18 protein-coding genes are annotated in these 23,523 nt (G+C 42.3%); 10 read left to right on the top strand and 8 right to left on the bottom strand.

Translation table 11 applies throughout. The features are described 5' to 3' along the window. Positions 1 to 44: 44 nt before the first annotated feature. The 3 genes from RM368_RS21460 to RM368_RS21450 form a co-directional block, all read right to left on the bottom strand. Entirely contained in the window at positions 45 to 1,421 is a 1,377-nt protein-coding gene (locus RM368_RS21460; RefSeq protein ID WP_322695907.1) for an alpha-amylase family glycosyl hydrolase, read from the bottom strand. A 320-nt stretch (positions 1,422 to 1,741) separates the two neighbouring features. After that, the gene (locus RM368_RS21455) at positions 1,742 to 4,873 is read right to left on the bottom strand and encodes an efflux RND transporter permease subunit (RefSeq protein ID WP_322695906.1); all 3,132 of its coding nucleotides are present in this window, start codon (positions 4,871 to 4,873) and stop codon (positions 1,742 to 1,744) included. Between the two features lie 125 nt (positions 4,874 to 4,998). Next, positions 4,999 to 6,456, bottom strand: coding sequence for an efflux RND transporter periplasmic adaptor subunit (locus RM368_RS21450; RefSeq protein ID WP_322695905.1), 1,458 nt, complete (start codon positions 6,454 to 6,456; stop codon positions 4,999 to 5,001). Between the two features lie 712 nt (positions 6,457 to 7,168). Here RM368_RS21450 and RM368_RS21445 point away from each other — a divergent pair. Next, positions 7,169 to 8,050 (top strand): Npun_R2479 family HD domain-containing metalloprotein, encoded by an 882-nt coding sequence (locus RM368_RS21445; RefSeq protein WP_322695904.1) that lies wholly within the window; start codon positions 7,169 to 7,171, stop codon positions 8,048 to 8,050. Positions 8,051 to 8,181: 131 nt separating this feature from the next. Continuing rightward, positions 8,182 to 9,297 carry an ABC transporter permease gene (locus RM368_RS21440; RefSeq protein ID WP_322695903.1) on the top strand — a complete coding sequence of 372 codons (1,116 nt, stop codon included), beginning with the start codon at positions 8,182 to 8,184 and terminating at the stop codon, positions 9,295 to 9,297. Here RM368_RS21440 and RM368_RS21435 read toward each other — a convergent pair. From RM368_RS21435 to RM368_RS21425, 3 genes are all read right to left on the bottom strand, one after another. After that, on the bottom strand, positions 9,244 to 9,573 hold the full coding sequence (locus RM368_RS21435; RefSeq protein WP_322695902.1) for a hypothetical protein: 330 nt from the start codon (positions 9,571 to 9,573) through the stop codon (positions 9,244 to 9,246). The two genes, RM368_RS21440 and RM368_RS21435, sit on opposite strands and share 54 nt — an antisense overlap. A gap of 10 nt (positions 9,574 to 9,583) precedes the next feature. Next, entirely contained in the window at positions 9,584 to 12,232 is a 2,649-nt protein-coding gene (locus RM368_RS21430; protein ID WP_322695901.1) for an AAA family ATPase, read from the bottom strand. Positions 12,233 to 12,361: 129 nt separating this feature from the next. Further along, positions 12,362 to 13,432, bottom strand: a complete 1,071-nt coding sequence (locus tag RM368_RS21425) for an AAA family ATPase (RefSeq protein WP_322695900.1) — start codon at positions 13,430 to 13,432, stop codon at positions 12,362 to 12,364. 191 nt (positions 13,433 to 13,623) lie between these two features. Here RM368_RS21425 and RM368_RS21420 point away from each other — a divergent pair, with 191 nt between their 5' ends. Both RM368_RS21420 and RM368_RS21415 read left to right on the top strand, forming a co-directional pair. Then, on the top strand, positions 13,624 to 14,169 hold the full coding sequence (locus RM368_RS21420) for a hypothetical protein (protein ID WP_322695899.1): 546 nt from the start codon (positions 13,624 to 13,626) through the stop codon (positions 14,167 to 14,169). A gap of 41 nt (positions 14,170 to 14,210) precedes the next feature. Beyond that, complete coding sequence (locus tag RM368_RS21415; protein WP_322695898.1) at positions 14,211 to 14,816, top strand: hypothetical protein; 606 nt, start codon at positions 14,211 to 14,213, stop codon at positions 14,814 to 14,816. On the opposite strand, the gene RM368_RS21410 is transcribed toward RM368_RS21415, so the two are convergent. Both RM368_RS21410 and RM368_RS21405 read right to left on the bottom strand, forming a co-directional pair. Then, positions 14,813 to 15,838 (bottom strand): ABC transporter permease, encoded by a 1,026-nt coding sequence (locus tag RM368_RS21410; RefSeq protein WP_322695897.1) that lies wholly within the window; start codon positions 15,836 to 15,838, stop codon positions 14,813 to 14,815. The two genes, RM368_RS21415 and RM368_RS21410, sit on opposite strands and share 4 nt — an antisense overlap. 221 nt (positions 15,839 to 16,059) lie before the next feature. After that, positions 16,060 to 17,712 carry an ABC transporter substrate-binding protein gene (locus tag RM368_RS21405; RefSeq protein ID WP_322695896.1) on the bottom strand — a complete coding sequence of 551 codons (1,653 nt, stop codon included), beginning with the start codon at positions 17,710 to 17,712 and terminating at the stop codon, positions 16,060 to 16,062. Positions 17,713 to 18,245: 533 nt separating this feature from the next. Here RM368_RS21405 and RM368_RS21400 point away from each other — a divergent pair. The 6 genes from RM368_RS21400 to RM368_RS21375 all read left to right on the top strand — a co-directional run bounded on the left by RM368_RS21400 (position 18,246) and on the right by RM368_RS21375 (position 23,112). After that, positions 18,246 to 18,572 (top strand): hypothetical protein, encoded by a 327-nt coding sequence (locus RM368_RS21400; RefSeq protein WP_322695895.1) that lies wholly within the window; start codon positions 18,246 to 18,248, stop codon positions 18,570 to 18,572. Positions 18,573 to 18,588: 16 nt separating this feature from the next. Further along, positions 18,589 to 18,897 (top strand): hypothetical protein, encoded by a 309-nt coding sequence (locus RM368_RS21395; RefSeq protein WP_322695894.1) that lies wholly within the window; start codon positions 18,589 to 18,591, stop codon positions 18,895 to 18,897. Between the two features lie 142 nt (positions 18,898 to 19,039). Further along, a complete protein-coding gene (psbB, locus tag RM368_RS21390) occupies positions 19,040 to 20,569 on the top strand; it encodes a photosystem II chlorophyll-binding protein CP47 (RefSeq protein ID WP_322695893.1) in 1,530 nt (509 codons plus the stop codon). 113 nt (positions 20,570 to 20,682) lie between these two features. After that, entirely contained in the window at positions 20,683 to 20,790 is a 108-nt protein-coding gene (locus RM368_RS21385) for a photosystem II reaction center protein T (RefSeq protein WP_084227385.1), read from the top strand. A 361-nt stretch (positions 20,791 to 21,151) separates the two neighbouring features. Then, on the top strand, positions 21,152 to 22,216 hold the full coding sequence (locus RM368_RS21380; RefSeq protein WP_322695892.1) for a 30S ribosomal protein S1: 1,065 nt from the start codon (positions 21,152 to 21,154) through the stop codon (positions 22,214 to 22,216). A 161-nt stretch (positions 22,217 to 22,377) separates the two neighbouring features. Continuing rightward, the gene (locus RM368_RS21375) at positions 22,378 to 23,112 is read left to right on the top strand and encodes an HAD family hydrolase (RefSeq protein WP_322695891.1); all 735 of its coding nucleotides are present in this window, start codon (positions 22,378 to 22,380) and stop codon (positions 23,110 to 23,112) included. Positions 23,113 to 23,523: the final 411 nt, after the last annotated feature.

Here is a 23,523-nt window from a genome sequence, read left to right as displayed (position 1 = left end):
TGCGAAAAAATGGATAAAGTCGAGCTAAGAGCGGCAGGGAACATTTACACTTGACATTGATTAAAAGGTTCTCGAATAAAATAGAGTGCATCGCGTTTTTGAACTTCCATACCGCCTCTATTCCAGCTTCCCCAACGAGTTATAAATTTTTTCCCACCTTGGCGACGTTCAATCGCAACAGTAAAATTATTACGGAGTTCTCGATAACATCCATCTAAATTCGTTAAGGTCAAATCCAGTGCTGGAATATTAAATTTATTCTCCCCTTTATTGACAACAAAAAATCCTTCACTGCCCCGCTCTATTAGCAATACAGTCGGACTATCAATTGCTGCTAAAACATTTTCTTTGGTATTTTTTCCCTGAGTTCCTCGTTGATGCATAATTTGGCGAAATTTGACACCATATTTGATAAAAGAAACATCTTTATTATCCCAGTTGAGTATTAAAGGAGTGCCACTTTCTCTTGCCAAGATATATGCTGTTGCGAGGAAAGAGTCAGAAGGATGGCTATAGGGGTTAATGGCATTAGAATTAATCTCGCGGATCGTATCGTGGTTTCTGCCAAAAGTAACGCTACGCGGATCGTTTATGGCTGTGGGAACTCGCAGAGAACGCAAATCTCCACCAAAACTGAAGGCATTTTTCATTGAATTGTAGAGAACATAATCTGTGACAACAGCAATCCAGTTATAATTTTCTGCACTGGTATCGCTATCTGTGATTACCTCAAGATAATTCCATGCTTTGCCTTTACTTTGTCGATCCACATAGCTAATGTACTCTTTAAGAACATCTGCTGGCATATGCTTGGCAGCATCAAACCGAAATCCATCAATTCCTAAATCTAGCAATTTTTTTAAATGAGCTTTTTGAATTTTTTTAACATTATTGGTAAATCTTAATTCAGGAAGTCCACCTAACCAACAATTAATTTCTGAATCTCTATTGCCATCACTATAATTAATGCTACAAGATTTTTTCCCTGGACGGTTTGAATCCGAATTAAAGTCATTTATAGAAAGACCTGGAAATTTAGTTAAATCTTCAAAATCATCATTGCCATCTAAATTAGCCATGTGATTGAAAACAATATCAGCAATCACTTTGACCTGGCAATTGTGGGCTTGATTAATAAGTTTTTTTAGATTTAAGAGTGAACCTCTACCTTCGATAATGCTGTAATCTACAGGTTGATAGCGGGCCCACCATTCTGGAGCGGGATTAGATTTTTGGGCTGGAGAAATTTGAATGTGAGAGTATCCTTGCTTCCCTATTTCACAGACAAACTTTTCAATATAAGTGTACTGCTGGTCAAATGCATGAAAAATCGCCGAAGGTTGTTCTCCTGCTAATGTCTGAATCGGATAAATACAAGTTGCGCAGATGACAATTGCACAGATGAAGATATTTTTGATCAAAGATATTACTCCTAATCTGTATTGTGTTTTACTATTAGTTGTTCAAGTGAAAGTCTCACACCGAGCAAATATCCCGCCCGGAACTAAAGTTCCGGGCTGATAAGCGAAAGTCCTCTAAAAGAGGACTAAACAAGAAATTTAGTTTAGTCCTCTTTTAGAGGACTTTCGTTATGAGACTCGGAATTTATTCCGAGGCGGGATAGATACACTGCACAAACACTTGTGTGTACACCGTAGCCTACCAGGAGAGGGGAGCAAAAACTTTTCTTTTCTCATTACTCCTTTCTCTCTTTACCCAGAAACCCAAAATTGATTGGGCATTATTGACGCGATGGTTTCTTACCAAAGCCATAGCGCATTGTATCCATAATCCAAGTTTGGAAGTTGTCAATGTAGCTAAATATCACTGGTACTACTACCAGTGTCAACAGAGTGGAAGTTGTAAAACCGCCCATAATGGCAATTCCCATTGGTTGGCGAACTTCAGAACCCGCGCCGATTCCCAATGCTAAGGGCAGAATCCCGGCGATCGTTGCGAAAGAAGTCATTAAAATCGGACGCAGACGTGATACGCCTGATTCAACGAGCGCCTGACGTTGGGTTTTGCCTTCTTGCATGTTGATGATGGTATAGTCAACTAACAGAATCGAGTTTTTGGTGACAATCCCCAACAGCAAGACGATACCAATCAAGGCATATATTCCCAGGGGTTTTTGAGCAACCATCAACGCTACCAATGCCCCGCCTAAACAAAAGGGTAAGGCTGCCATAATCGATAATGGATGGAGAAAGTTGTTATACAGCAACACCAGAATTGCATAGATACACATTAATGCCAGCCCCAATGCACCGCCAAAGCGACCAAAAATTTCTTGCATAATTTTGGCACTACCTGATGGTTGCTGTACTACTCCTGGCGGTAAGTTTTGCATTGCAGGTAGTTTGTTGATTGTCTGGACTGCCTCTCCTAAAGAAAGCCCTTGCAAATTCGCTTCTACAGCTACTTGACGGGCGCGATCGTAACGGTTGATGGTAGCAGGGCCGCTACCAAAGCGGATATCTGCCACTGCTATGAGGGGAACTAATCTGCCATTTTGACTGGGGACTTGGAGATTTGTGATTGTGTTGATATCAGCCCGCGCTTCGGGATCGATTTGCACGCGAATGGGGATTTGACGATCGCTTAAATTAAATTTCGCTAAGTTCGCCTCATTATCGCCGATGGTGGCAAGGGAAGCAGTCCGAGCGATCGCTTGCACTGTCACCCCCAAATCTGCTGCCCGTTGCGGGTTCGGAATTACCAAAATCTCTGGTTTTACCAAACTTGCAGTAGATGCCACTTCTACCAATCCAGCTAGCGATCGCATCTGCTTTTCTAAGGCATCAGCAGCTTGATTCAATGCTGCGGGATTTTCACTTCTGAGGACAATTGATAAACCTTTGCGACTGTCACCCGGTGACTGACTTTGAAAACTAATTCTAGCTCCAGGTATTTGTTCAAAGTCAGGACGCACTTGTTCTTCAAACTGTTTTTGGGAAATATTTCGTTCCTCTCTGGGTTTGAGATTAATCGCAAGACTAGCAGAATTGATCTCTTCTGTTGCTAGTACGCGTTCAACTACAGGATTTTGGCGGATGATATCAGTTGCTTGTGTGACTACCTTGTTAACGTCTTCTAATGTAGAACCAGGAGGAAGTTCTATAGATACATTGGAAATGCCGAAATCGCCATCATCAACAAAACCCTTGGGAATCAAGGGAACTAGCATCAGACTCGCAACAAAAAAAGCGAAAGCGATCGCCATTGTTGTCAATCTATGGCGTAACGCCCACTGTAAAAGCGATCTATAAGGTTGAAAGCCAGGACGCTTTTCAGTTCTAAGTTTTTTGTTTCCCCAGTTCCCACCTGGAAGTGTAAATTTAAAATTAAAAATTTTTATTACTCCCCCTGCTCCCTGCCCCCTGCCCCCTGCCTCTTTTAAAAGATACGCCCCCATCATCGGCGTCACCATCCGCGCCACCAGAGTTGAGAAAATTGTGGAAACGGCAACGGTAACGCCAAATGGTTGAAAAAATTGCCCCGGAATCCCACCCATAAAAGCAACGGGCAGAAACACAGCAATAATCGTCGCTGAACTGGCGATTACCGCTAACCCTACTTCGTCGGAAGACTCAAAAGCCGCTTCCCAAGCTGACTTGCCCATAGCCATGTGGCGTTCCATATTTTCAATTTCCACAACGGCATCATCTACCAAGTTGCCCACCGCCAGCGCTAATGCCAACAAAGTCATGTTGTTGAGGGTGTAACCAAGGGCTTGCTGCACTGCGAAGGTGGGAATTATTGACAAGGGTAAGGCAACAGCGGTAATCAATGTTGCTCGCCAGTCTCGCAAAAACACTAAAATAACGATGACCGCCAGCAGCGAAGCTTGAATCAATTCATCAATAGTGCTTTGGTAAGATTGGCGGACAATATCGGCTCTAGTAAAAATTAAATCCAGTTTGACATCGGGGGGAAGGGTTTTTTCCAGTTGTTTGACTGCTGCTTTCACTCCTTCTTCTACTGTCACCAGAACGCTGCCAGTACTACGTAAGACTTGAAAAGCTACCACGGGTTGATTATTCAAACGGGCGGCTTGGCGCACATCAGCAAATTTATCTTCTACAGTTCCCAGGCTAGATAAAGGTACGGAACCACCTTGTGGTAAAACGATTTCGTAGGTTTTCAAAATATCCACACTGGTGGCACTTCCTAAAGTACGGATACTTTGTTCGCTACCACCAACTTCGGCACGTCCCCCAGGTAAGTTAATATTCAAAGCGCGGATTTGGTCGTTTACCTGAGTGGCGGTGATCGCTAGAGATTGTAAGCGGTCTGGATTCAGATTAATCCGAATTTCTCGGTCAACGCCACCCACACGCTGAATTTGGGCTACGCCACGAACTCCCAACAAGGCACGGCTAATAGTTTGGTCTACGAGATTGCTTAACTCTTCTACAGAACGCCGATCTGATTTAACTGCGTAGGTAATCACCGGGCCGCCGGAAAATTCTAAGCGTTCCACAATGGGATCGTTAATGTCTTGGGGTAAATCTTGGCGAATTTGAGCGATCGCATTTCTAACATCATTGGTGGCGCGATCGCTATCTGTACCCAAAACAAAATTGATTGTCGTCTGAGAATTCCCATCGCTAACGGTAGAAATCATGTAATCGATATTGCCCAACCCCGCCACAGCATCTTCAATTTTTTTCGTCACTTGGGATTCTAGTTCTGCTGGGCCTGCACCTGGTTGGGTGACTTCGATCGAAACTGTTGGTAAATCAATATTGGGGTTTATATCAATCCCCAAGGATATGAATGAGAACCAACCGACAACCGTCAAAATTAAAAATAAAACGATAGTGGGAACAGGTTTTTTAATCGACCAGGCTGAGATATTAAAAGACATTGGGAAATTTTAGATTTGTCATTGGTCATTTGTCATTGGTCATTTGTCACTTGTACTGAGTTTCGACTGCGCTCAACTACCGCGTAGTCGAAGTATTGGTTATTGGTTATTTTTCCCTATTTTCTTCAATTTGCAACTCGAACCCGATCGCCATCTTTGAGATAGCCTGCACCATCAACGACAACGCGATCGCCTAACTGTAACCCACTCTTGATTTCTACTGTGTCGTTATTGCCAGGATCTCCTAACTCGACTTTTTGGCTGCGGACTGTATTTTCACCCGATAAGATGAATACAATTACACTGGCGTCAGCTTGGGATTGCACTGCTTTTTGTGGCACTACCATTTTCATCCCTGAGTCAGTAGTAATTGCAGCACTAGCAAACATTCCTGGTTTTAGTAAAGTTGTTGGTGGCAAGTCAATTTTCACTGTTGCCTCCCGTCTTTGATCGTTTAGCTGTGGTTGTATATCTCTAACTCGTCCTTGCGATCGCACCCGGCGATCGACATCAGAAGTAATTTGCACCGATGCGCCAATTTTCACCTGAGTTAGTTGAGTTTCGGGCACCTTCGCCTGAAGTTCTAACTTTTCATCTCGGATAATCGAAAATAGCTTTTGTGTACCACCAATCACCGTCCCCACCTGAGTTTGCGGCGGTACGCCAGTGACATCACCGACTCTAGCTAGTTTCTCGGCAATTACTCCTGAAACCGGCGCACGTACCACAGTTTGTCCCAATTGAGTTTGCAGTTGTTGCACTTTCGCAGCACTGCTTTTGACATCGGCTTTGGCTTTGTTGACGATCGCTTGGGAGTTATTAATATTAGCTTGGGCACTGCCGATATTAGCCTGGGCACTACGTATATTTTCTTGGGACAGGTTCACAACTTCTATGGCAGTTTTCACAGCGTAAGAACGAGTATCAAGTTCTTGTTTGCTAATCGTCCCAGAGTCAGCGAGTTGTTGATAGCGCTGATAATTTTTGGCTGCTTCCTCCAACCTCGCTTTAGCTTGAGCCAAATCGGCTTGTCTTTGCTGGACTATTGCTTTATTTGATGCCAAATCTGCCTGCTTGGATGCTACATCTGCTTGTTTGGATGTTACATCTGCTTGTTTCGATTCCACATCTGCTTTTGCTTGGCTAATTTGGTTTTGCAGTATGGAACCATCTAACACTGCCAACACTTGACCTTGTTTGACAAAAACTCCTTCTTTGACATTTGCGGGGATGCTTTTAATTTGTAAACCGTTTGTTTGCGGTAGCACCGGAATTAAATCACTCGCGGCTACAGTCCCAGTAGTTTTGAGTGTACGGACAACACGGGCGGTTTCGACTGTGGCGATAGTAACTGTCATCGCTGGGTTAACTTTTTTATCAGCTACCGCGCTTTGTTGACGGGATGGAAAACGATTTAATACACTCATCGCAAGTAAGGCGATCGCAATTCCTAAACCAGTACCCAAAAATAATGGCTTCAACCATGCCCTGGTTTGTTTTTGATCTGATTTGCTCAAAAAATTCCGATCTTCAGAGGTTATAGCTTCTTCCACCTCAACTTCTGAAAGACTTTCATCGCTCACAGTTTCACCTCTACTTGTTGTTTATACATACCAAACCTTGGTATTTTCTTAAGAAAACTTGAAGTTTATTTACTTCGATATCAACTATGACGTATTTCATAGTGAATGTCTTTGATTTGCAACAGTATATAATATAACTTTTTAACTAAGAGAAATTACTACCAAATAATGGTAATAAATTTTATGTAGATTATGATAAAAAAATTCTTTCAGCTCATAGAGCTACTCTATGTCACACACCATCTGTATTGAGATCACTGTCAATTAATGCTCAGATATGAAAAACTAATATAGCCGATCTAGATTTATCTAATTAAAATCGAAAGTATTTATGTACCTTGGTAGACCAAGAAATTATTTTTTACACGTAATCAATCATTTCTCTAAAGCCTTTGTGTTGCTAGGAAGTTATATATCCAGACACACGATAAAGCGTAAGAATTCAGCACCCAGGAGTCAGAAGTCAGAATTTAAAAGCAATGAGCGCATAATTCGTCTATTGACCGAGAAGAATTCGACTAAGTTTTTCAACATTCTGGCTCCTGGATTCTGACTCCTGAATTCTTACGATAAAGCTAGCGTCTACAGGTACCCGTGAGTTACAAAGGAGCAAACTCCATTGCCTGAAATTCCAGCAAGGATGGCCTTGATGATGGAATTTTGAAATCAATCAAAATCAATAAAAAATTGGTATATACCAGAGTCACCAGATATGTTCAATGCCACTGAAATTTTAATTGATGCCTTCGTAAATGAAATTCGAGACGGCTATCGCCGCACTTATGGCTGCTTTAAACATGATTATCAGGATATTATCGCCTGGGCGGGTAACATGGCTTTGGAAAACATTGCCAATAGCGATGCCCTTTACCACAATGTTGAACACACTGTCTTAGTCACCCTAGTGGGACAAGAAATTTTACGTGGCAAACACATCAGGGAAGGCGGTGTTTCTAGTGAAGACTGGTTACATTGTATTATTTCTTTAGTCAGTCATGATATTGGCTATGTTAAGGGAGTTTGCCGACAAGATCGAGAAACAGCAAACTTATATGCCACAGGTAAAAATGGCAGAATGATTTCTGTGGCTGCTGGCGCTTCTGATGCCAGTCTGACACCGTATCATGTTGATAGAGCCAAGCTGTTTATTGATGAGCGGTTTGGAGGTCACAAGTTAATCGATGCTGAGGCAATTAAGAGCAATATCGAATTGACTCGATTTCCCGTACCTGCGGCGGAAGATCATCAAGATACAAAGTGCTTTGCAGGATTAGTTCGTGCTGCTGATTTGATTGGTCAACTAAGCGACCCACGTTACCTAAAGAAAATTACTTCTTTATTTTACGAATTTGAAGAAACTGGTGTAAATAAAGTTTTGGGCTATAATACGCCTGCTGATTTGCGTAACAACTACGCTAAGTTTTACTGGAATGGCGTATATCCTTATATCCAAGAAGGACTGCATTATCTATCTTTGACACAACAGGGAAAACAAATTCTCGCGAATCTTTACTCAAACGTGTTTGTTGTGGAACATGAAAAACAACAGGAAGAACAGCAGCGATATTTAGAGAAGTTAGCAGTTAAGAGTTAGGAGTTAGGAGTAGAGACGCGATTAATCCTTGTCTGTACAAAAGTTGGGAGTTGAAAATTATTGATCGTGAGTTATGAATTAAGATAAAAACTTAATAACTCATAATTCCTAACTTATAACTCCTAACTACTATGGATTGGTGGCGACGACTTAAGAAAAATCCTTTGGCACGATTTGGGGTAACTTTGCTGTTAATTTTCTATATAGCAGTAATTGCAGCTGATTTCGTAGCTCCTTATGACCCCTATGCTTCACAGCCTAATGGTTCACTGCTGCCACCAACGAAGATACACTGGGTTTCTCAGTCAGGGCAGTTTACCTGGCCTTATGTTTATCCGACAACTCAAGGAGATACGAATTTAGATACAGGCGATCGCCAACTCATTGTAGACTCGAAAAAGCCTTCGCCTCTGCGTCTATTTGTCTCCGGGTCAGAATACCGATTGTTACAGATGAGTTTGCCATTACCGCCGAAGTGGGATGAAGTCACAATTTTTCCTGGTATCCCTTTAAATTGGCATTTATTTGGCACCACAACTGGCGCAAAAGTCAATATTTTCGGCACTGATGACCAAGGCCGCGACCAATTTAGTCGCTTGCTACATGGCGGTCGCATCAGTATGTTTATCGGCATTTTTGGCATTATCATTACCTATCCCCTCGGTTTGCTGATCGGGGGAATTTCCGGCTATTTCGGCGGTGTAACTGATAGCATCATTATGCGCTTGGCAGAAGTGCTAATGACTTTCCCTAGTATTTATCTTTTGGTAACATTGGGCGCAGTCTTACCAGCAGGTTTAAGTAGTACCCAGCGCTTTTTGCTGATTGTGGTGATTACTTCAGTGATTAGCTGGGCTGGTTTAGCAAGGGTGATTCGGGGACAGGTACTATCAATTAAAGAGCGAGAATTTGTTCAAGCCGCGCGGGCAATGGGCGCGAACCCAATTTATATAATTATCCGTCATGTTTTACCGCAAACGGCTAGTTATGTAATTATCTCTGCGACTCTTGCAATTCCTAGCTTTATTGGCGCAGAGGCAATACTAAGTCTCATCGGTTTAGGAATTCAACAACCAGACCCCTCTTGGGGAAATATGCTTTCTCTGGCTAGCAATGCTTCAATTTTGGTACTGCAACCTTGGTTAATCTGGCCGCCGGCTGTGCTGATTATCCTCACAGTACTGGCATTCAACTTACTCGGTGATGGGCTGAGAGATGCACTTGACCCTCGTAGTTTGAGAAGATAAGCCTTCAATAATAGCTTTTGCGATCGCCGAAATAGCTTTTGCGAACTCCGAAATAGCTTTTGCGAACTCCGAAATAACAAATGCATACGCCGAAATAGCTTTTGCGAACTCCGAAATAACAAATGCGAACCCCGAAATAGCTTTTGCATACTCCAAAATAACAAATGCGAACCCCGAAATAGCTTTTGCGTACTCCGAAATAACAAATGCGAACCCCGAAATAGCTTTTGCGTACTCCGAAATAACAAATGCGTAGGCGTAGCCAGCCGTAGGCATCGCTTGTACTCTACTGCTGTAAAACCCAACGGCGAAAAAGTTCTACCATAATCCGCCAGCTTCCCTGAGTTTCCTCAACGACATCATGACGCTTCAGAGTATTCAGCGCTTCCTGTAAATTGGTGTCGTTCATACCTGTAGATTGAGCTAAAGCATCCAGACTTAGCCCTTCTGGGTGAGGTGCAAGCACTTGTACAATTGCTTGTTGACCCTCAGCACCCCGCGCTGCCTGACCCCAAACCCCATCAAAGTAGTAGCGTCCCCGTTTGAAAAACTCAGGGTCATTGATAACTGCTTCCACGTCTTCTACTGTGAAAACTGGGTCACGCGATCGTCTTTGCTCAAAAACAAAATCATTGTAGCCGCGCACTAGCTGAAAACCCAGTAGTTGTACTAAATATGGTTGACCATGTGTCAAAGCATAAATTTCATCTAAAGCTTCCGGGATGTAGTCGAGGGGGAAGTCTTCATTAGCTGGGTTAGCTAGAATTTGGCGAGTAGCTGCACGTTCTTGAAAACCTACATGAATAGGAATGACACTGGCAAAGAAGGGTTGAAAATAATCTGCTGTCATCTCTTCTAAAGTGTGCAAACCAGCAAATGCAAAGGCGATTTTAGAACTCATTTGCACTAAACCGCGCAAAAAACCCATAAAGTCGATAGGGATTTTTTTTGCTTCAATTAAATCTTCTATTTTCTCAAATTCGTCTAAGGCAATGATTAACCCACCGTCTAGCTTTGCTTCAACCTGTTTTAAATAGCGTTCAAAAGTCCGGTAGGGGAGATTTAATAAATCAGCGTCAGTTGGGGGTGGAAGTTTTACAGTTTGAGAAATTTCATCACAAATTGCCATTAGCACCTCACCCACACCTTGAGGGCTATCTCCCAAACGTAGCAAGTTGATATAAGCTAGCTGTATTTGTGAGCCTAGACATTGAGCAGCGTTAACCAGAATAGAAGTTTTGCCCATGCGCCTGTGACCGTAGAGAACTATAGACTGGAGTTGATTACCCATCACCCAGAGTTCTTCTAACTGTCTGATGATATCTTCTCGCCCAACGAAGAGATGACCTTGAACGGGGTCGCCTACAACATAAGGATTAACCAGAGGCTTGGTGATGGAAATTTCTCCCACCTCACCAGCGATTTGTAAAAGGCTTTCTTTCCAAGTTTGAACAATATCTATAATTAACCCTTGCTCTGCTTGTGGTAATGTATCGGCTTGATTTAGGATTTTTGTCAGTTGGCCTAATGCTCGATTCAGAGCTAAAGACCTGGCTGAACGTGAGAGGCTGCGGTTAACAAACTGGACATCCTCAACAACTCTACGCAGATTAGCAAGAACTTTCCAAGAAACTGGACGTAAAAGCGGTTCCTGGGGAAAAGGAGGAACTTGGATAGCTGCAATAGACGCTGATGTTTGAGCTTTCTGAAACGCTGTTAGAGTTTGGGCAAGGGTAAACATTTCCTCGCCGTAAAGTAGAGAACGCACTACTGTAAAAGCCTTTACTGCTTTCGCTGGTTCTTTTTCATGTAGATGCCAGAAACCAGCAGCAGCAGCACGTGCAGGAGTATCTAAACGAGTGTGTACTGTTAAAGGAGGGGAGTTTGGTTCTTTTAAATCATGAAAGAAGATAAAACCTTTAACAAATTGTAACTTGATTTGTTGCCTCAAAGAACCTGAAGCAAAACCTACTAATTTCCAATCAAAAGGATCTGCTGCTAGCAGAGAAACACGCCAAACAATGTGCTCTGATGGAGTTATGTTAAGCACTCTATTAACTGCTTGGACAACAGGAATGAATTGTAGGGTATATGCCAGCAGTTCATTAATATTATGTAAACCTATTTCCCAATCATTTTGCAGCCAATTTTCCAAGCGCCAAACAAGATTAGGAAAGGGAAGCAAAGTAATGTGAGGGAGCAGCCAACTACTGTTTTGAATTGTTTGTAAGTTTAAAGGTGAGCCAATGAGCCAGGTTTCTGGGCGCATTACAGCCACGCCTCCCGCCACGCCGAACGCCACGCCGAACGCCACGCCCTCCACGCCTACCCCCATCCCTCCTACCAAGCCTAACGCCACACCTACCCCTACACTTATCCCCACCCCTCCTACCAAGCCTAACGCCACGCCTCCTATCACGCCTCCTGCCATACCTAACGCCACGCCTACCGCCACGCCTCCTATCACGCCTCCTGCCACGCCTATCGCCACGCCTAACGCCACACCTAACACCACGCAGAACGCCACGCCTACCGCCACGCCGAATGCTACGCCTATCGCCACACCTACCGTCACATCGAACACCACGCCGAACGCCACGCCGAATGCTACGCCTCCTACAATGCCGAACCAGTTAACGGGAATGTTTACTGCTTGAAAAATTAGACCTACAGCTAGAGGTGTAATTACTGTTAAAACTAATCCTTGAAAAAGTAACTGACGTTGGATAGCATTTTGACGCAATAACTCCCACCCCTTTCGCCAATTCATTTCTTGTTCAGGAATATACCCACCCCCGAACATATCCACATACCATCGCAAAGCTTGGGGGAAGAAAAACACCCAGTACAAAAGGTGCAGAGAATCCAGCGGGTTCCATAGAGAGAGAGGACGCTTTAATTTAGGTGCTAAGTCTAGGCGGGGTACAGGGGTCAATTCAGCCTCCATCATTAACCGTGAAGAACCTAACCTTCCCAGCTACCTTCCTATAAAGTAAGCGGGAGTAGGAGTAATCTTGCTTCCCTTGTAAGGAAGGGGTTGAGGGAGAAGTCAAAGGGGTATCACTCATCGCATACTCTCCGTATACTGCCAATAAGTTCTATAGCACAGTTGCATCAGTTTGCGAGGATGTCCGCCACTTTCTTGGATGAGTTGGATGATTTTGTCTTCAGTAAAACTTACTGAAGTGTTAGCCAAACGGTTGGTAATAAAAGCACGCATAGTGGCTTCATCCCAAAGATGAATGTGTTCTTCTTGGCAAATACCTGCCAGTGGAGATGTTTTGCCATTATCCTGACTGTCGTTAAATAGCTTGTCCAGAGGTTCGCTAACAGCTAAAATCAACCGCAAAGAAGCATCACGCCCTTCAGCTAAACCGCGCAATTGATCCCTAACTTGGCGAGTAAAGCCGTTTTCGATTAACTTTCCTAAATTATCTATAGCTAATAGCACTTTTTTCTTTTGCAAATTGCGAGTTAGTCTATAGCCTTTGCTTTCAGGAATACCAATTTTATCGCACAAAGCAAAGTAGAATTCATCTTCATCATGAACTCCATTATTTAAATCTAAAAAAACTGGCTCACGTGGTAACTGTAAATAATTTTCTGCCTGTTGGCAAATCACCCATAACAAAGATGACTTACCGATTCCTTCTTCTCCTATGAGCGCGACACTACTATTACTGTTAAGTACTTCAAATACCCGCGATATTTCGCGTTCCCTACCAAAAAACTGTTGTGGATCTTCTATTCTGCCGTGTTGGGGAATAAAAGGATTATGATTTTGCTGCAATAGATTAGCTGACTGTGATTCATCTTTTAATGGTGGATTAATTATTTCTACAATTGGTTCTTGGGAAAGTGAAGCTTGTTCTGAAAACTTTTGATATCCTTCTTTTATTGGATTTTTAAAATTTCTTTTTATAACTTTTAATTCTAAATGTTTTGTAATCTTTTTGCATAACTTTGCACCCACATCTCTCACATGTTCTTCACTATAAGAACCATCATTAACAATCTCTCTATACTCCTTCCCTTCCCACATCCCTAAAAAGAGCTTTTGTTCTAAGTCATTTAAGACTTGCCTATCGTTTGCAAGTAGCTTATTAATGAATGTTAATGCTTTTTGTGAGTCCATTAGGTGTAAGCAAATTGGCAGAGCAAAGTTAAAATCAGTCAGTAGTGTAATACTTTACCCTACAAACCTACATTTGCCTACTTTCCCTTACAACAATTTAATCACTCAAACTCCCTACTAGCGCCTACCTATAGAGCTTATGTCTCAAGTGATGATGGTGTCATACCAAAAAAAGTTGAGGAGTTTGAAAAATGGCAACTTTTAGACAACAGCTTGTACTTGCTCTCATCGCTGCTACCAGTGCCATACTAGCTACAGTAGCGCCTGCATTAATTGAGCGGGATAAAAAATCTGCTTCAGAACCACAGCCTTTTGTCACCGCCACCTCTGCAATATGTGACAAAGTTCTTGCCGATAAAGTCTGTGTCGCCAATCTTACAGTGCAGGTTAATAGCAACGAACTTCAGCAAGTGACAAATCGCGATCGCCTCTTTCTCAAATCTGGAGATGCTCTCAGATTTTCAAACTTTAATTATTGCATACCATCCCAAGCTCTACTCAATAAAATAGAAATCAAAGGATATTTATTTAAAAATGGAGTTAAGAGTTATAAAAATGGGCTTTTCACTCCTAGTACCTTCCCGATTAATGCTGCTTGTCATAATATTGGTAACTTCCAAAAAATCTGGAAGCTTGAAGCAGGACAGCACCGAGTCAATATACTTATTGCTAAATATGTTGGCAGCAACAGAATTGTTGATGATAGTTTCTACTTTAACTTGGATGTTGGACAGTAATTTCAGTCTTCTGTTTAAAAGCGAAAGCGAGTAGTAGTTTTATGGCTTACAGCGAGTTTAGTTTAGCTAAAGCAAAACAAGAGTTTAGTTTAACCATATTAGAAAAACGCGATATTTTCGCTGCTACTCCTGAATTAACAGCGAGTAATTTACTTGCAGAAACACTTAATTATAACCTGGATATCGCTTTAGGTAGTAATAGTGAGAAAGCGCGCTCTGAGTTAATTATTGCGCCAATTTTAGTTGATTTACGCCGACAATTACATGAGCAAGTTAGTTTATTTTCTGGGGTAGATTTCACTGTTGATAATAGCAAAGGATTAAATGGTACTTGCGATTTTATTATTACAAAATCTCCAGAAATTCTAATTTTGACAGCACCAGTAATTACAGTTGTAGAAGCCAAAAAAGAAAATATTAATGCGGGTTTGGGTCAGTGTGCAGCCGAAATGGTAGCAGCCCAAATCTTTAACGAGCAAGCCGCAACTGAGATTAAAACAATTTATGGCGCAGTCACAACAGGCAGTATTTGGCAATTCCTCAAATTACAACAACAAACATTGACCATTGATTTAAGCGAATATTATCTCAAAGAGGTGAATAAAATTCTGGGGATTTTAGCCAGTGGTATTTCTCAAGAAATTTAATATCGAATTCGCGGATCTACATAAGCGTTTAAAATATCAATCAAAATGCTGGCGCTAACAACGATCGCACCAAAAAATACGAGTACTCCCTGGACTGTGGGATAATCGCGATCGGCGATCGCTTGATACAGTCGATTAGCTAACCCAGGCCAAGAAAATGTTACCTCTGTCAAAATCGCTCCACCCAATAGAGATGCAAAGGTTAATCCCAAGACTGTAATTACTGGAATTAGCGCATTTTTTAAAGCGTGGGAGGCTAAAATCTTATTTTCACCAATACCTCTAGCTCTAGCGGCTTCTACATAATCTGCTTGCAAGGTTTGCTTTAAATTCACTCGCACAATTCGCTCAAAAATCCCACTGAGTAAAATTCCCAAAGTGAGACTCGGTAAAGCCAGATGGTGCAAAGATGCGAAAAACTGGGTGAAATTTCCACCGAGTAGGCTATCAATTGTATACAATCCAGTCACAGTAATGGGAGCCGGAAGATTGGGCGGAAAGCGGTTTGAATTGGGAAACCAACCGAGTTGAACTGAGAAAATCAACTGTAAAAGCATTCCCGCCCAAAACATGGGGAGTGCGTAGGTGATGATCCCAAATAGACGCCCGCCGACATCAAAATATGTTCCAGGACGAGAAGCTGAAAGAGTCCCAACCGCAATTCCGACGATGAGTGCAACCGCCATACTACATACTGCTAACTCCACCGTCGCCGGGAAATATTGCCCAATGATGTCCCAAACATTCTCTCCCCGACTCAACAAAGAACTTCCCAAATCAAAGCGCAACAAATTTCCCAAATAATTGAGATATTGTAGCCACAGAGGAAGGTTTAAACCGAGTTGTTTTCGCAATTCTTCTTTAGCTGCTTCTGGCGCACGTCCACCAAGTATTGCATCTGCTGGATCTCCTGGTGTTGCTCTTAGTAAGAGAAATACAATCGTGATAATTGTTAATAGCTGGAGTGGCGCAAGAAGCAACCGAGAAACAATGTAATATTGTAAAGCTTTAGAACGAGACATATTTAGGTAGGAGTTAAGAGTTAGGAGTTAGGAGTTAGGAGTTAGGAATCAATAATTTGCAATTAGGAATTATGAATTAAGATAGACAGCTAGCTTGCAAAAATCCTTTAATTACTATATTTAGTGAAGTTGAACATCTCTATTTTGCTCAGAATCACATTCATGATTTTTTGACTTTTGCAATAAGTCTAATTCCTAATTCTTAACTCCTAACTCCTAACTTACTTTTTAAGTGTCTGGTAAACCAAAATTTGGGTAGGGTTAAGTTTTACGCCATTAACACCATTTCGGGCAAATACATAGTCTTTGTTTTGCCATAAGGGAACGTAAGGTACATCAGTAGTAACTTGTATTTGAATTTCGTTAAAAATTTTCTGACGCGCTTCGGGGTTTTGTTCTTTGCGTTGCCCATCAATCAATTTATTTACGGTTTCGTTATAGTAGAACGAACCCTGAGTTTGACTGCCTCCATCTTCGCATCCTTTAGCCACAGAACCTTTGTTACAAGATAAAAATGGCTGGACGTAATTATCTGGATCTAAAAAGTCTGGATACCAATCAAGTAAAGCTGCCGGATACAAACCTTTGGCAATGTCTTTAAAGAAGGCAGGCCCTTCCGCTTGGGTAACTTCAAATTGCAGTATTCCATCCATTTTGACATCTACAAGAGATTTGAGTGTCTGTGCTGCCAAACTACGAGTAGGCGAACTAGAAGGATACCAAACTTGCACTTTTGCAGGATTTTCTTTAGAGAAGCCAGCAGTAGTTAATAATTTTTTAGCTTGATCGAAGTTAGCATCGCCATATTTATCTTTGAATAATGGCACAGAAACCTTAAATGTTGTGGGAATCATGCTATAGAGCGGATCTGCTTGACCAAATAATACTCGCTCGTTTAAAAGTGGACGGTCAATGATGGACGCGATCGCTTGTCTTACCTCTAATTTATCTAAAGGTTTTTGATTCCGGTTTAATACCAGATAACTTACTACACTACCTTCTGCTGCGATCGCTTGCCAATCCCCTTTTTTACCACCTTCTTCCAAACTCCGATTTTGATCTGGTTGCAGCGATAGATAAGCTACATCGATTGCACCTGTACGGAAAGCATTAAACAAATTAACCGGACTAGTTTGAATTTGGAGATTAACACCCTTGTTAACTGGTTTTTCTCCCCAATATTTATCAAACGCATCAAATCGGATGGAATCAGTACCATACTGTCCTAATTTGTAAGGGCCAGTCCCCACAAAAATATTCGGCTTGAATTTACCAGCGCCGACTTCGTAAGCTTTGGGCGAAACTGCGCACACTCCAGGAAACGCCAGCAGTGAAGGAAAGGCTGCAAATGGCTTTTTCAGTTTGATGGTTAACTCATACTCGCTTGTCGTTTTTACCGAATCTACTATATCCCCTAGTAAGAAAGAAGGTTTTCCTTTATTTTGAATAAAGCGGTTGATGGTAAACGCCATTGCTTGGGCATTGAAGGAAGTCCCATCGTGAAAAACTACACCTTGGCGTAAGGGAATGGTATAAGTTAAGCCATCTTGACTGACTTTAGGTAATGCTGTAGCTAGTTGGGGCTTAATTTCGGTGCTTCCTGGTTCGTAGGTGTAGAGGCGATCGCTCATATTAAACACCAAACCTAAAGCTGCTAACTCATAAGCATCAGCAGGATCGAGGGTTCTTGGCTTGGCTGTTGTACCAATAGTAATCCGACCATCACCTGTAGGGGTATTTACAGAACCAGATGGCGGCGTAGTTGACTGCGGACGAGGAGCGCAACTAACAACTAAAAATAAACATAGACAGAACAAAGATAGGAATTGTGTAATCCGACCCCATCGTTTCACGAACAAGGAAAACCAGGTCATAGCAATAATATATTTGATATCAGCGGTCAGCAATTTTACTACATTTGTGACTCTTATGCTGAATCTTCACAATTTTATAGTGGTTCTTGTTTTAATAGAACACTCCGTAGCCATCTAAATCAAAAATTTGTGGCAGATACCCAACTTCATAATCAAGTTTATTGCTGTGATCCCGACGACGGGATACACTTATGCACTATTTGGTTAAAAAAATCATTAATAAAATACGAAATTTAATATTTAAGATTTGTAAAGTATTGAAAAGTTTTTATGTAATTAAATTTTTTAACAGTTGGTTAAATTTGTCGTAAATTCATATTTACTAAAAAATAGGTTTTGTTAAGCTTTGACACTTAGCCCAAGTAGTGTACGTTGAGATTTTACCTGTTGCTGCTTGGGAACAGACACCGACAAAGCGTTTTCTCGTCAAGATCGGCTGTACTCTCAAAAAGAAGTGTGTTTGAACATCAGCGACTAAAGCGATCGCGATATTGTTAACAGCAGATTGAAAGTCTAATAGTGAGACTAAGACCGTGAAGTATTTCTTTCTATCTGAGGGATGGGCAGTTGCCAGAGTCTGGGCATCTGATGGACTCTGGCAAATAACTGCATGGCGACGCCAACCAGATATTCAGCGAATGAATATTTGTTTAGTCGAAGAAAATGAATTACTCTGGCTTTATCGAGTTGAAGAAGCCGTTTTAACCGTGGAAGTGAAGCCAACAACACCAGTAAGTGGTAGTCAGACCATCGGTCAAGTAGTACTTAAGCGTCTGATGAGCGCCGAACAGGTAATCGAACGCCTGGGTACAGCTGAAGCGAAGTGTCAACTGCAAAATATCCACTTGGTTGTTCAGTAAAGATTGGGCATGGGGTATGGGGCATGGGGCATGGGAAGGAGGAGAGAAATTTTTCCCCTGCTCCTTCTTCTTGGAACCTTTTATCCTCAATGCCCAATGCCCCTCTCATCGTAAAGAAAAGATAAGCAAATTTAATCCCCGACGGGTATTAGTAGCGAAAAAACTTGGATATGCTACGCGATCGCATCAATTTACACGCTTGCAAACAATTCCATCAATAGTTACACTTTTTAAAACATTCTCATTTTTGCTTGGCGATGGCTACCCTAACATAGGTAAACCTCCCGAAGCGAGTAAGCATTGCCAAAGCACCCACGCTGTCTGACTTATTAAGACTAAGCTGTGGTGATACTCTGGTGGCAATAACAAAAAACAAGAGAGAGTTTTATGAGTGGCGATTTTCGTCTCTCGTAACCTCAGTAAGAAAATTGCTTTGTAAACTAACTCATCGAGGAGGAGCGTAGTCGATGGGACTACCCTGGTACCGAGTACATACAGTCGTTCTGAATGATCCAGGGCGACTGATTTCTGTACACCTAATGCACACAGCCTTAGTAGCAGGCTGGGCTGGTTCGATGGCACTCTACGAACTAGCTGTTTTTGACCCTAGCGATGCAGTTCTCAACCCAATGTGGCGTCAAGGGATGTTCGTCCTACCCTTTATGGCACGTTTGGGTGTTACCCAATCTTGGGGTGGTTGGAACGTTACTGGCGGGCCATCAACCGATCCTGGCTTTTGGTCATTTGAAGGCGTTGCTGCCGCTCACATTGTTCTTTCCGGTTTGCTGTTCCTAGCCGCCGTATGGCACTGGGTTTACTGGGATTTGGAACTCTTTAGAGATCCCCGCACCGGTGAACCTGCCTTAGACTTGCCAAAAATGTTTGGCATTCACCTGTTCTTATCTGGTCTTCTTTGTTTTGGATTTGGTGCTTTTCACGTCACCGGACTATTTGGGCCGGGAATATGGGTTTCTGACGCTTATGGTGTAACTGGTGCCGCCCAGGCAGTAGCACCAGAATGGGGCCCAGATGGTTTTAACCCCTATAACCCTGGTGGCATTGCGGCTCATCACATTGCCGCTGGTGTCGTTGGTATTATTGCAGGCTTATTCCACCTCACAGTTAGACCTCCCGAACGGCTCTACAAAGCCCTACGGATGGGGAACATTGAAACAGTACTTTCTAGCAGTATTGCAGCAGTCTTCTTTGCTGCTTTCGTTGTTGCTGGTACTATGTGGTACGGTAACGCCGCCACTCCTATTGAATTGTTTGGCCCCACCCGCTATCAATGGGATCAAAACTATTTCCGTCAAGAAATTCAGCGCCGCGTCCAAACAAACGTTAGCCAAGGTGCAACTCTTGAGCAAGCTTGGTCGCAGATTCCTGAAAAATTGGCTTTCTATGATTATGTTGGAAATAGCCCCGCTAAAGGCGGTCTATTCCGTACAGGGCCAATGGTGAAGGGTGATGGCATTGCCCAATCTTGGCAAGGTCATGCCGTATTCAAAGACTCTGAAGGACGGGAATTGACCGTGCGTCGTCTCCCCAACTTCTTTGAAACCTTCCCAGTGATTTTGACTGATGCAGATGGAATTGTCCGCGCTGACATTCCCTTCCGTCGGGCAGAATCTAAGTATAGCTTCGAGCAGTCTGGTGTTACCGTTAGTTTCTACGGTGGCAATCTGAATGGTCAGACCTTTACAGAGCCAGCTGATGTGAAGAAGTTCGCTCGTAAGGCTCAAGGCGGTGAAATCTTTGAATTTGACCGGGAAACCTTGAACTCTGATGGTGTATTCCGCACCAGTCCTAGAGGTTGGTTTACCTTTGGACACGCCGTATTTGCTCTGTTGTTCTTCTTTGGTCATCTCTGGCATGGCGCTCGGACAATCTACCGAGACGTATTTGCTGGTGTTGACGCCGATCTTGAAGAGCAAGTTGAGTGGGGTCTGTTCCAGAAAGTGGGTGACAAGTCAACCCGCCGGAAAGAAGCCCTTTAATTTCAGTGCTGAGTAAAGAAGTGCTGAGTTCTGAGTTAAGCCTCTGACTCAGCACTCAGGTGACTCAGCATTAAAAACTTTAACTACTGGCTGGATAAAGAGGAAATCGTAATATGGAAAGCGTTGCGTACATCTTGATTTTTACTCTGTGTATAGGTACTCTCTTCTTTGCGATCGCATTTCGCGAACCCCCTCGCTTTGAGAAACCAAAAGATAAGTAGATCCTATCCACAGACTTTTAAGCGGATTTAATCTTAATATCCGTTGCTACTAAGTATGGTGGCAACGGATATTATTGTGTTTGTCCTTTGTCCTTTGTCATTTGTCATTTGTCCTTTATGTATGTTGTTTCTCACTATTAACCAATGACCAATGACCAATGACCAATGACCAATGACCAATGACTAAAGACTAAATATTGTGATATAATTTCCAATCTTGGGAGTTGATATGTGTTAATGCTAGCTTTTCTGCGCTAGGATGAAAAAGGATGTTTTGTGTAAGCTGCCATAGTACTGCTTACATAACGCATCGCAATTGTCGCACCACCTTTACGGAGACTAGAACCAGGAACAAATCAGCATGGTCAATCAGAATTTAACCGCTACAGAAATTGGATTCACTCACGAAGATTTCGCTGCTCTACTTGACAAATACGATTATCATTTTAGCCCTGGTGATGTTGTCCCAGGAACAGTTTTCAGTATAGAGCCGCGCGGCGCTCTGATTGACATTGGTGCTAAAACCGCAGCATATATTCCTATACAAGAAATGTCTATTAACCGGGTGGATAGCCCGGAAGAAGTACTACAATCAAACGAAACGCGCGAATTTTTTATCCTTACCGATGAAAACGAAGATGGTCAATTAACCCTTTCCATTCGCCGTATTGAATATATGCGGGCTTGGGAACGCGTGCGGCAGTTACAAGCAGAAGATGCGACTGTCCGTTCTGGCGTATTTGCAACCAATCGCGGTGGAGCATTGGTACGAATTGAGGGATTACGTGGCTTTATCCCAGGTTCCCACATCAGTACCCGCAAACCTAAAGAAGAATTGGTCGGCGAGGATCTGCCGTTGAAATTCCTAGAGGTGGACGAAGAACGCAATCGCCTCGTTCTATCTCACCGTCGGGCGCTGGTTGAGCGCAAGATGAACCGCTTAGAAGTCGGCGAAGTAGTAATTGGTACTGTTCGTGGGATCAAACCCTACGGTGCTTTCATCGACATTGGCGGCGTCAGTGGTCTACTGCATATTTCTGAGATTTCTCACGAACATATTGATACACCTCATAGCGTGTTCAATGTCAATGATGAAGTAAAAGTTATGATCATTGATTTGGATGCAGAAAGGGGTCGCATTTCCCTATCTACCAAGCAGCTAGAACCCGAACCCGGTGACATGATTAAAAACCGAGATTTGGTTTACGATAAGGCGGAAGAAATGGCTGCTAAGTATCGCGAACAGTTATTAGCCAAGCAGCAAGGTGCTACTGCTGCGGCTATACCGGGGGAAGTTCTTGCAGACGAAGATATTCCACCAGCAACAGAACTTGACGAAGATATTCCAGTAGTTGCGGCAATTGAAACAGAGATTCCAGCAGCGACGGAAATTGAAGAGGAAATTCCAGCAGCTATTGAAGAGTAATAGATTTTTTATAGTTTTACTTGTTTTTAAGTAAGAGTATCAAATCATTTTATAAAGAGGGAAAAACCCTCTTTTTTTATGTGGAGAATCGAGAATAATTTGGAGAGACGTGATTAATCCAAGTCTTTCCAGGAGTTGAGAGTAGTTATAAGTTAAATATTATGGCAACCATTCAATGTAGAAATATCACTTTTGATAATATCCAGGCAATTTTGTTTGACAAAAACGGTACTCTAGAAGATTCAGAAACTTATTTGCGATCGCTCGCACAAAAAGCAGCGAGGTTAATAGATGCTCAAATCCCTGGAACTGGGGAACCCTTATTAATGGCATTTGGCATCAATGGCAATTTTCTAGATCCCGCAGGTTTAATCTCAGTAGCAAGCCGCCGCGAAACAGAAGTTGCGGCGGCGGCATATATTGCCGAAACAGGAAGAGGATGGTTTGAGTGCTTAAAAATAGCCCGTCAAGCTTTGGATGAAGCGGAAAAATACATTGGAGAAACTCCTTCACCACTGTTTGTAGGTAGCCTAGAAATTTTGAAATACCTGCAAGAGGGTGGTCTAAAACTTGGCATTCTCTCGGCTGCGACAACTGAAGAAGTACGCAATTTTGTAGCCAATCACCAATTAAGTAATTATATCCAGTTAGAAATGGGCGTAGATGAAGGGCCAAGTAAACCAGATCCAGTGCTATTTTTACAAGCTTGCCAAGCTTTGGGAGTTGAACCGAGCGCTACCTTGATGGTAGGTGATTCAGTTGGTGATATGCAAATGGCGCGTAATGCTAAAGCCGCAGGTTGTATTGGTATCACTTGGGTAGGTAAGTCAGATAATGTCCGAGGTGCAGATGTGATAATTAATCAACTTGATGAAATCCAAATTTTAGAAGATTAATTTAACCTGAGTTTAATTAACTCAAAAAAATGGCAGTTGGGGCGTTTTCTGCCACACTATCCTAGTGTTTATCTATACCTGATAACAACCTTTCTATTTTATTCGCAAAAATCATATTAACTTAACATATCAAGATAGTTTTGCAATCTTTCTTTAGATAGATCGTTAAAAAATCCGTAATATCTCTAATAGAATAAAATGGGAAATTTTTTAGAATCAGGGTAAAGGCATTCTGTAATCCTTGTCCAGCAAGGGTTAAAAATTTAGTCCCAAAAAGAAATAATGCTTAAGCCTTTTGCCCAGTAAGCATTATAAAAATAAGATACGTTTACCTTGTTTTTGAGAATAAAGACATTGCGATCCGATCGCAGTCTCAACTAATTTTTGATCCTTTTTTATTGGTGTAAGCAC

Source organism: Nostoc sp. DedSLP03 (genome assembly GCF_034530815.1).
In the GTDB taxonomy this organism is placed as follows: domain Bacteria; phylum Cyanobacteriota; class Cyanobacteriia; order Cyanobacteriales; family Nostocaceae; genus Nostoc.
This window is presented reverse-complemented; position numbering and strand designations above follow the sequence as displayed.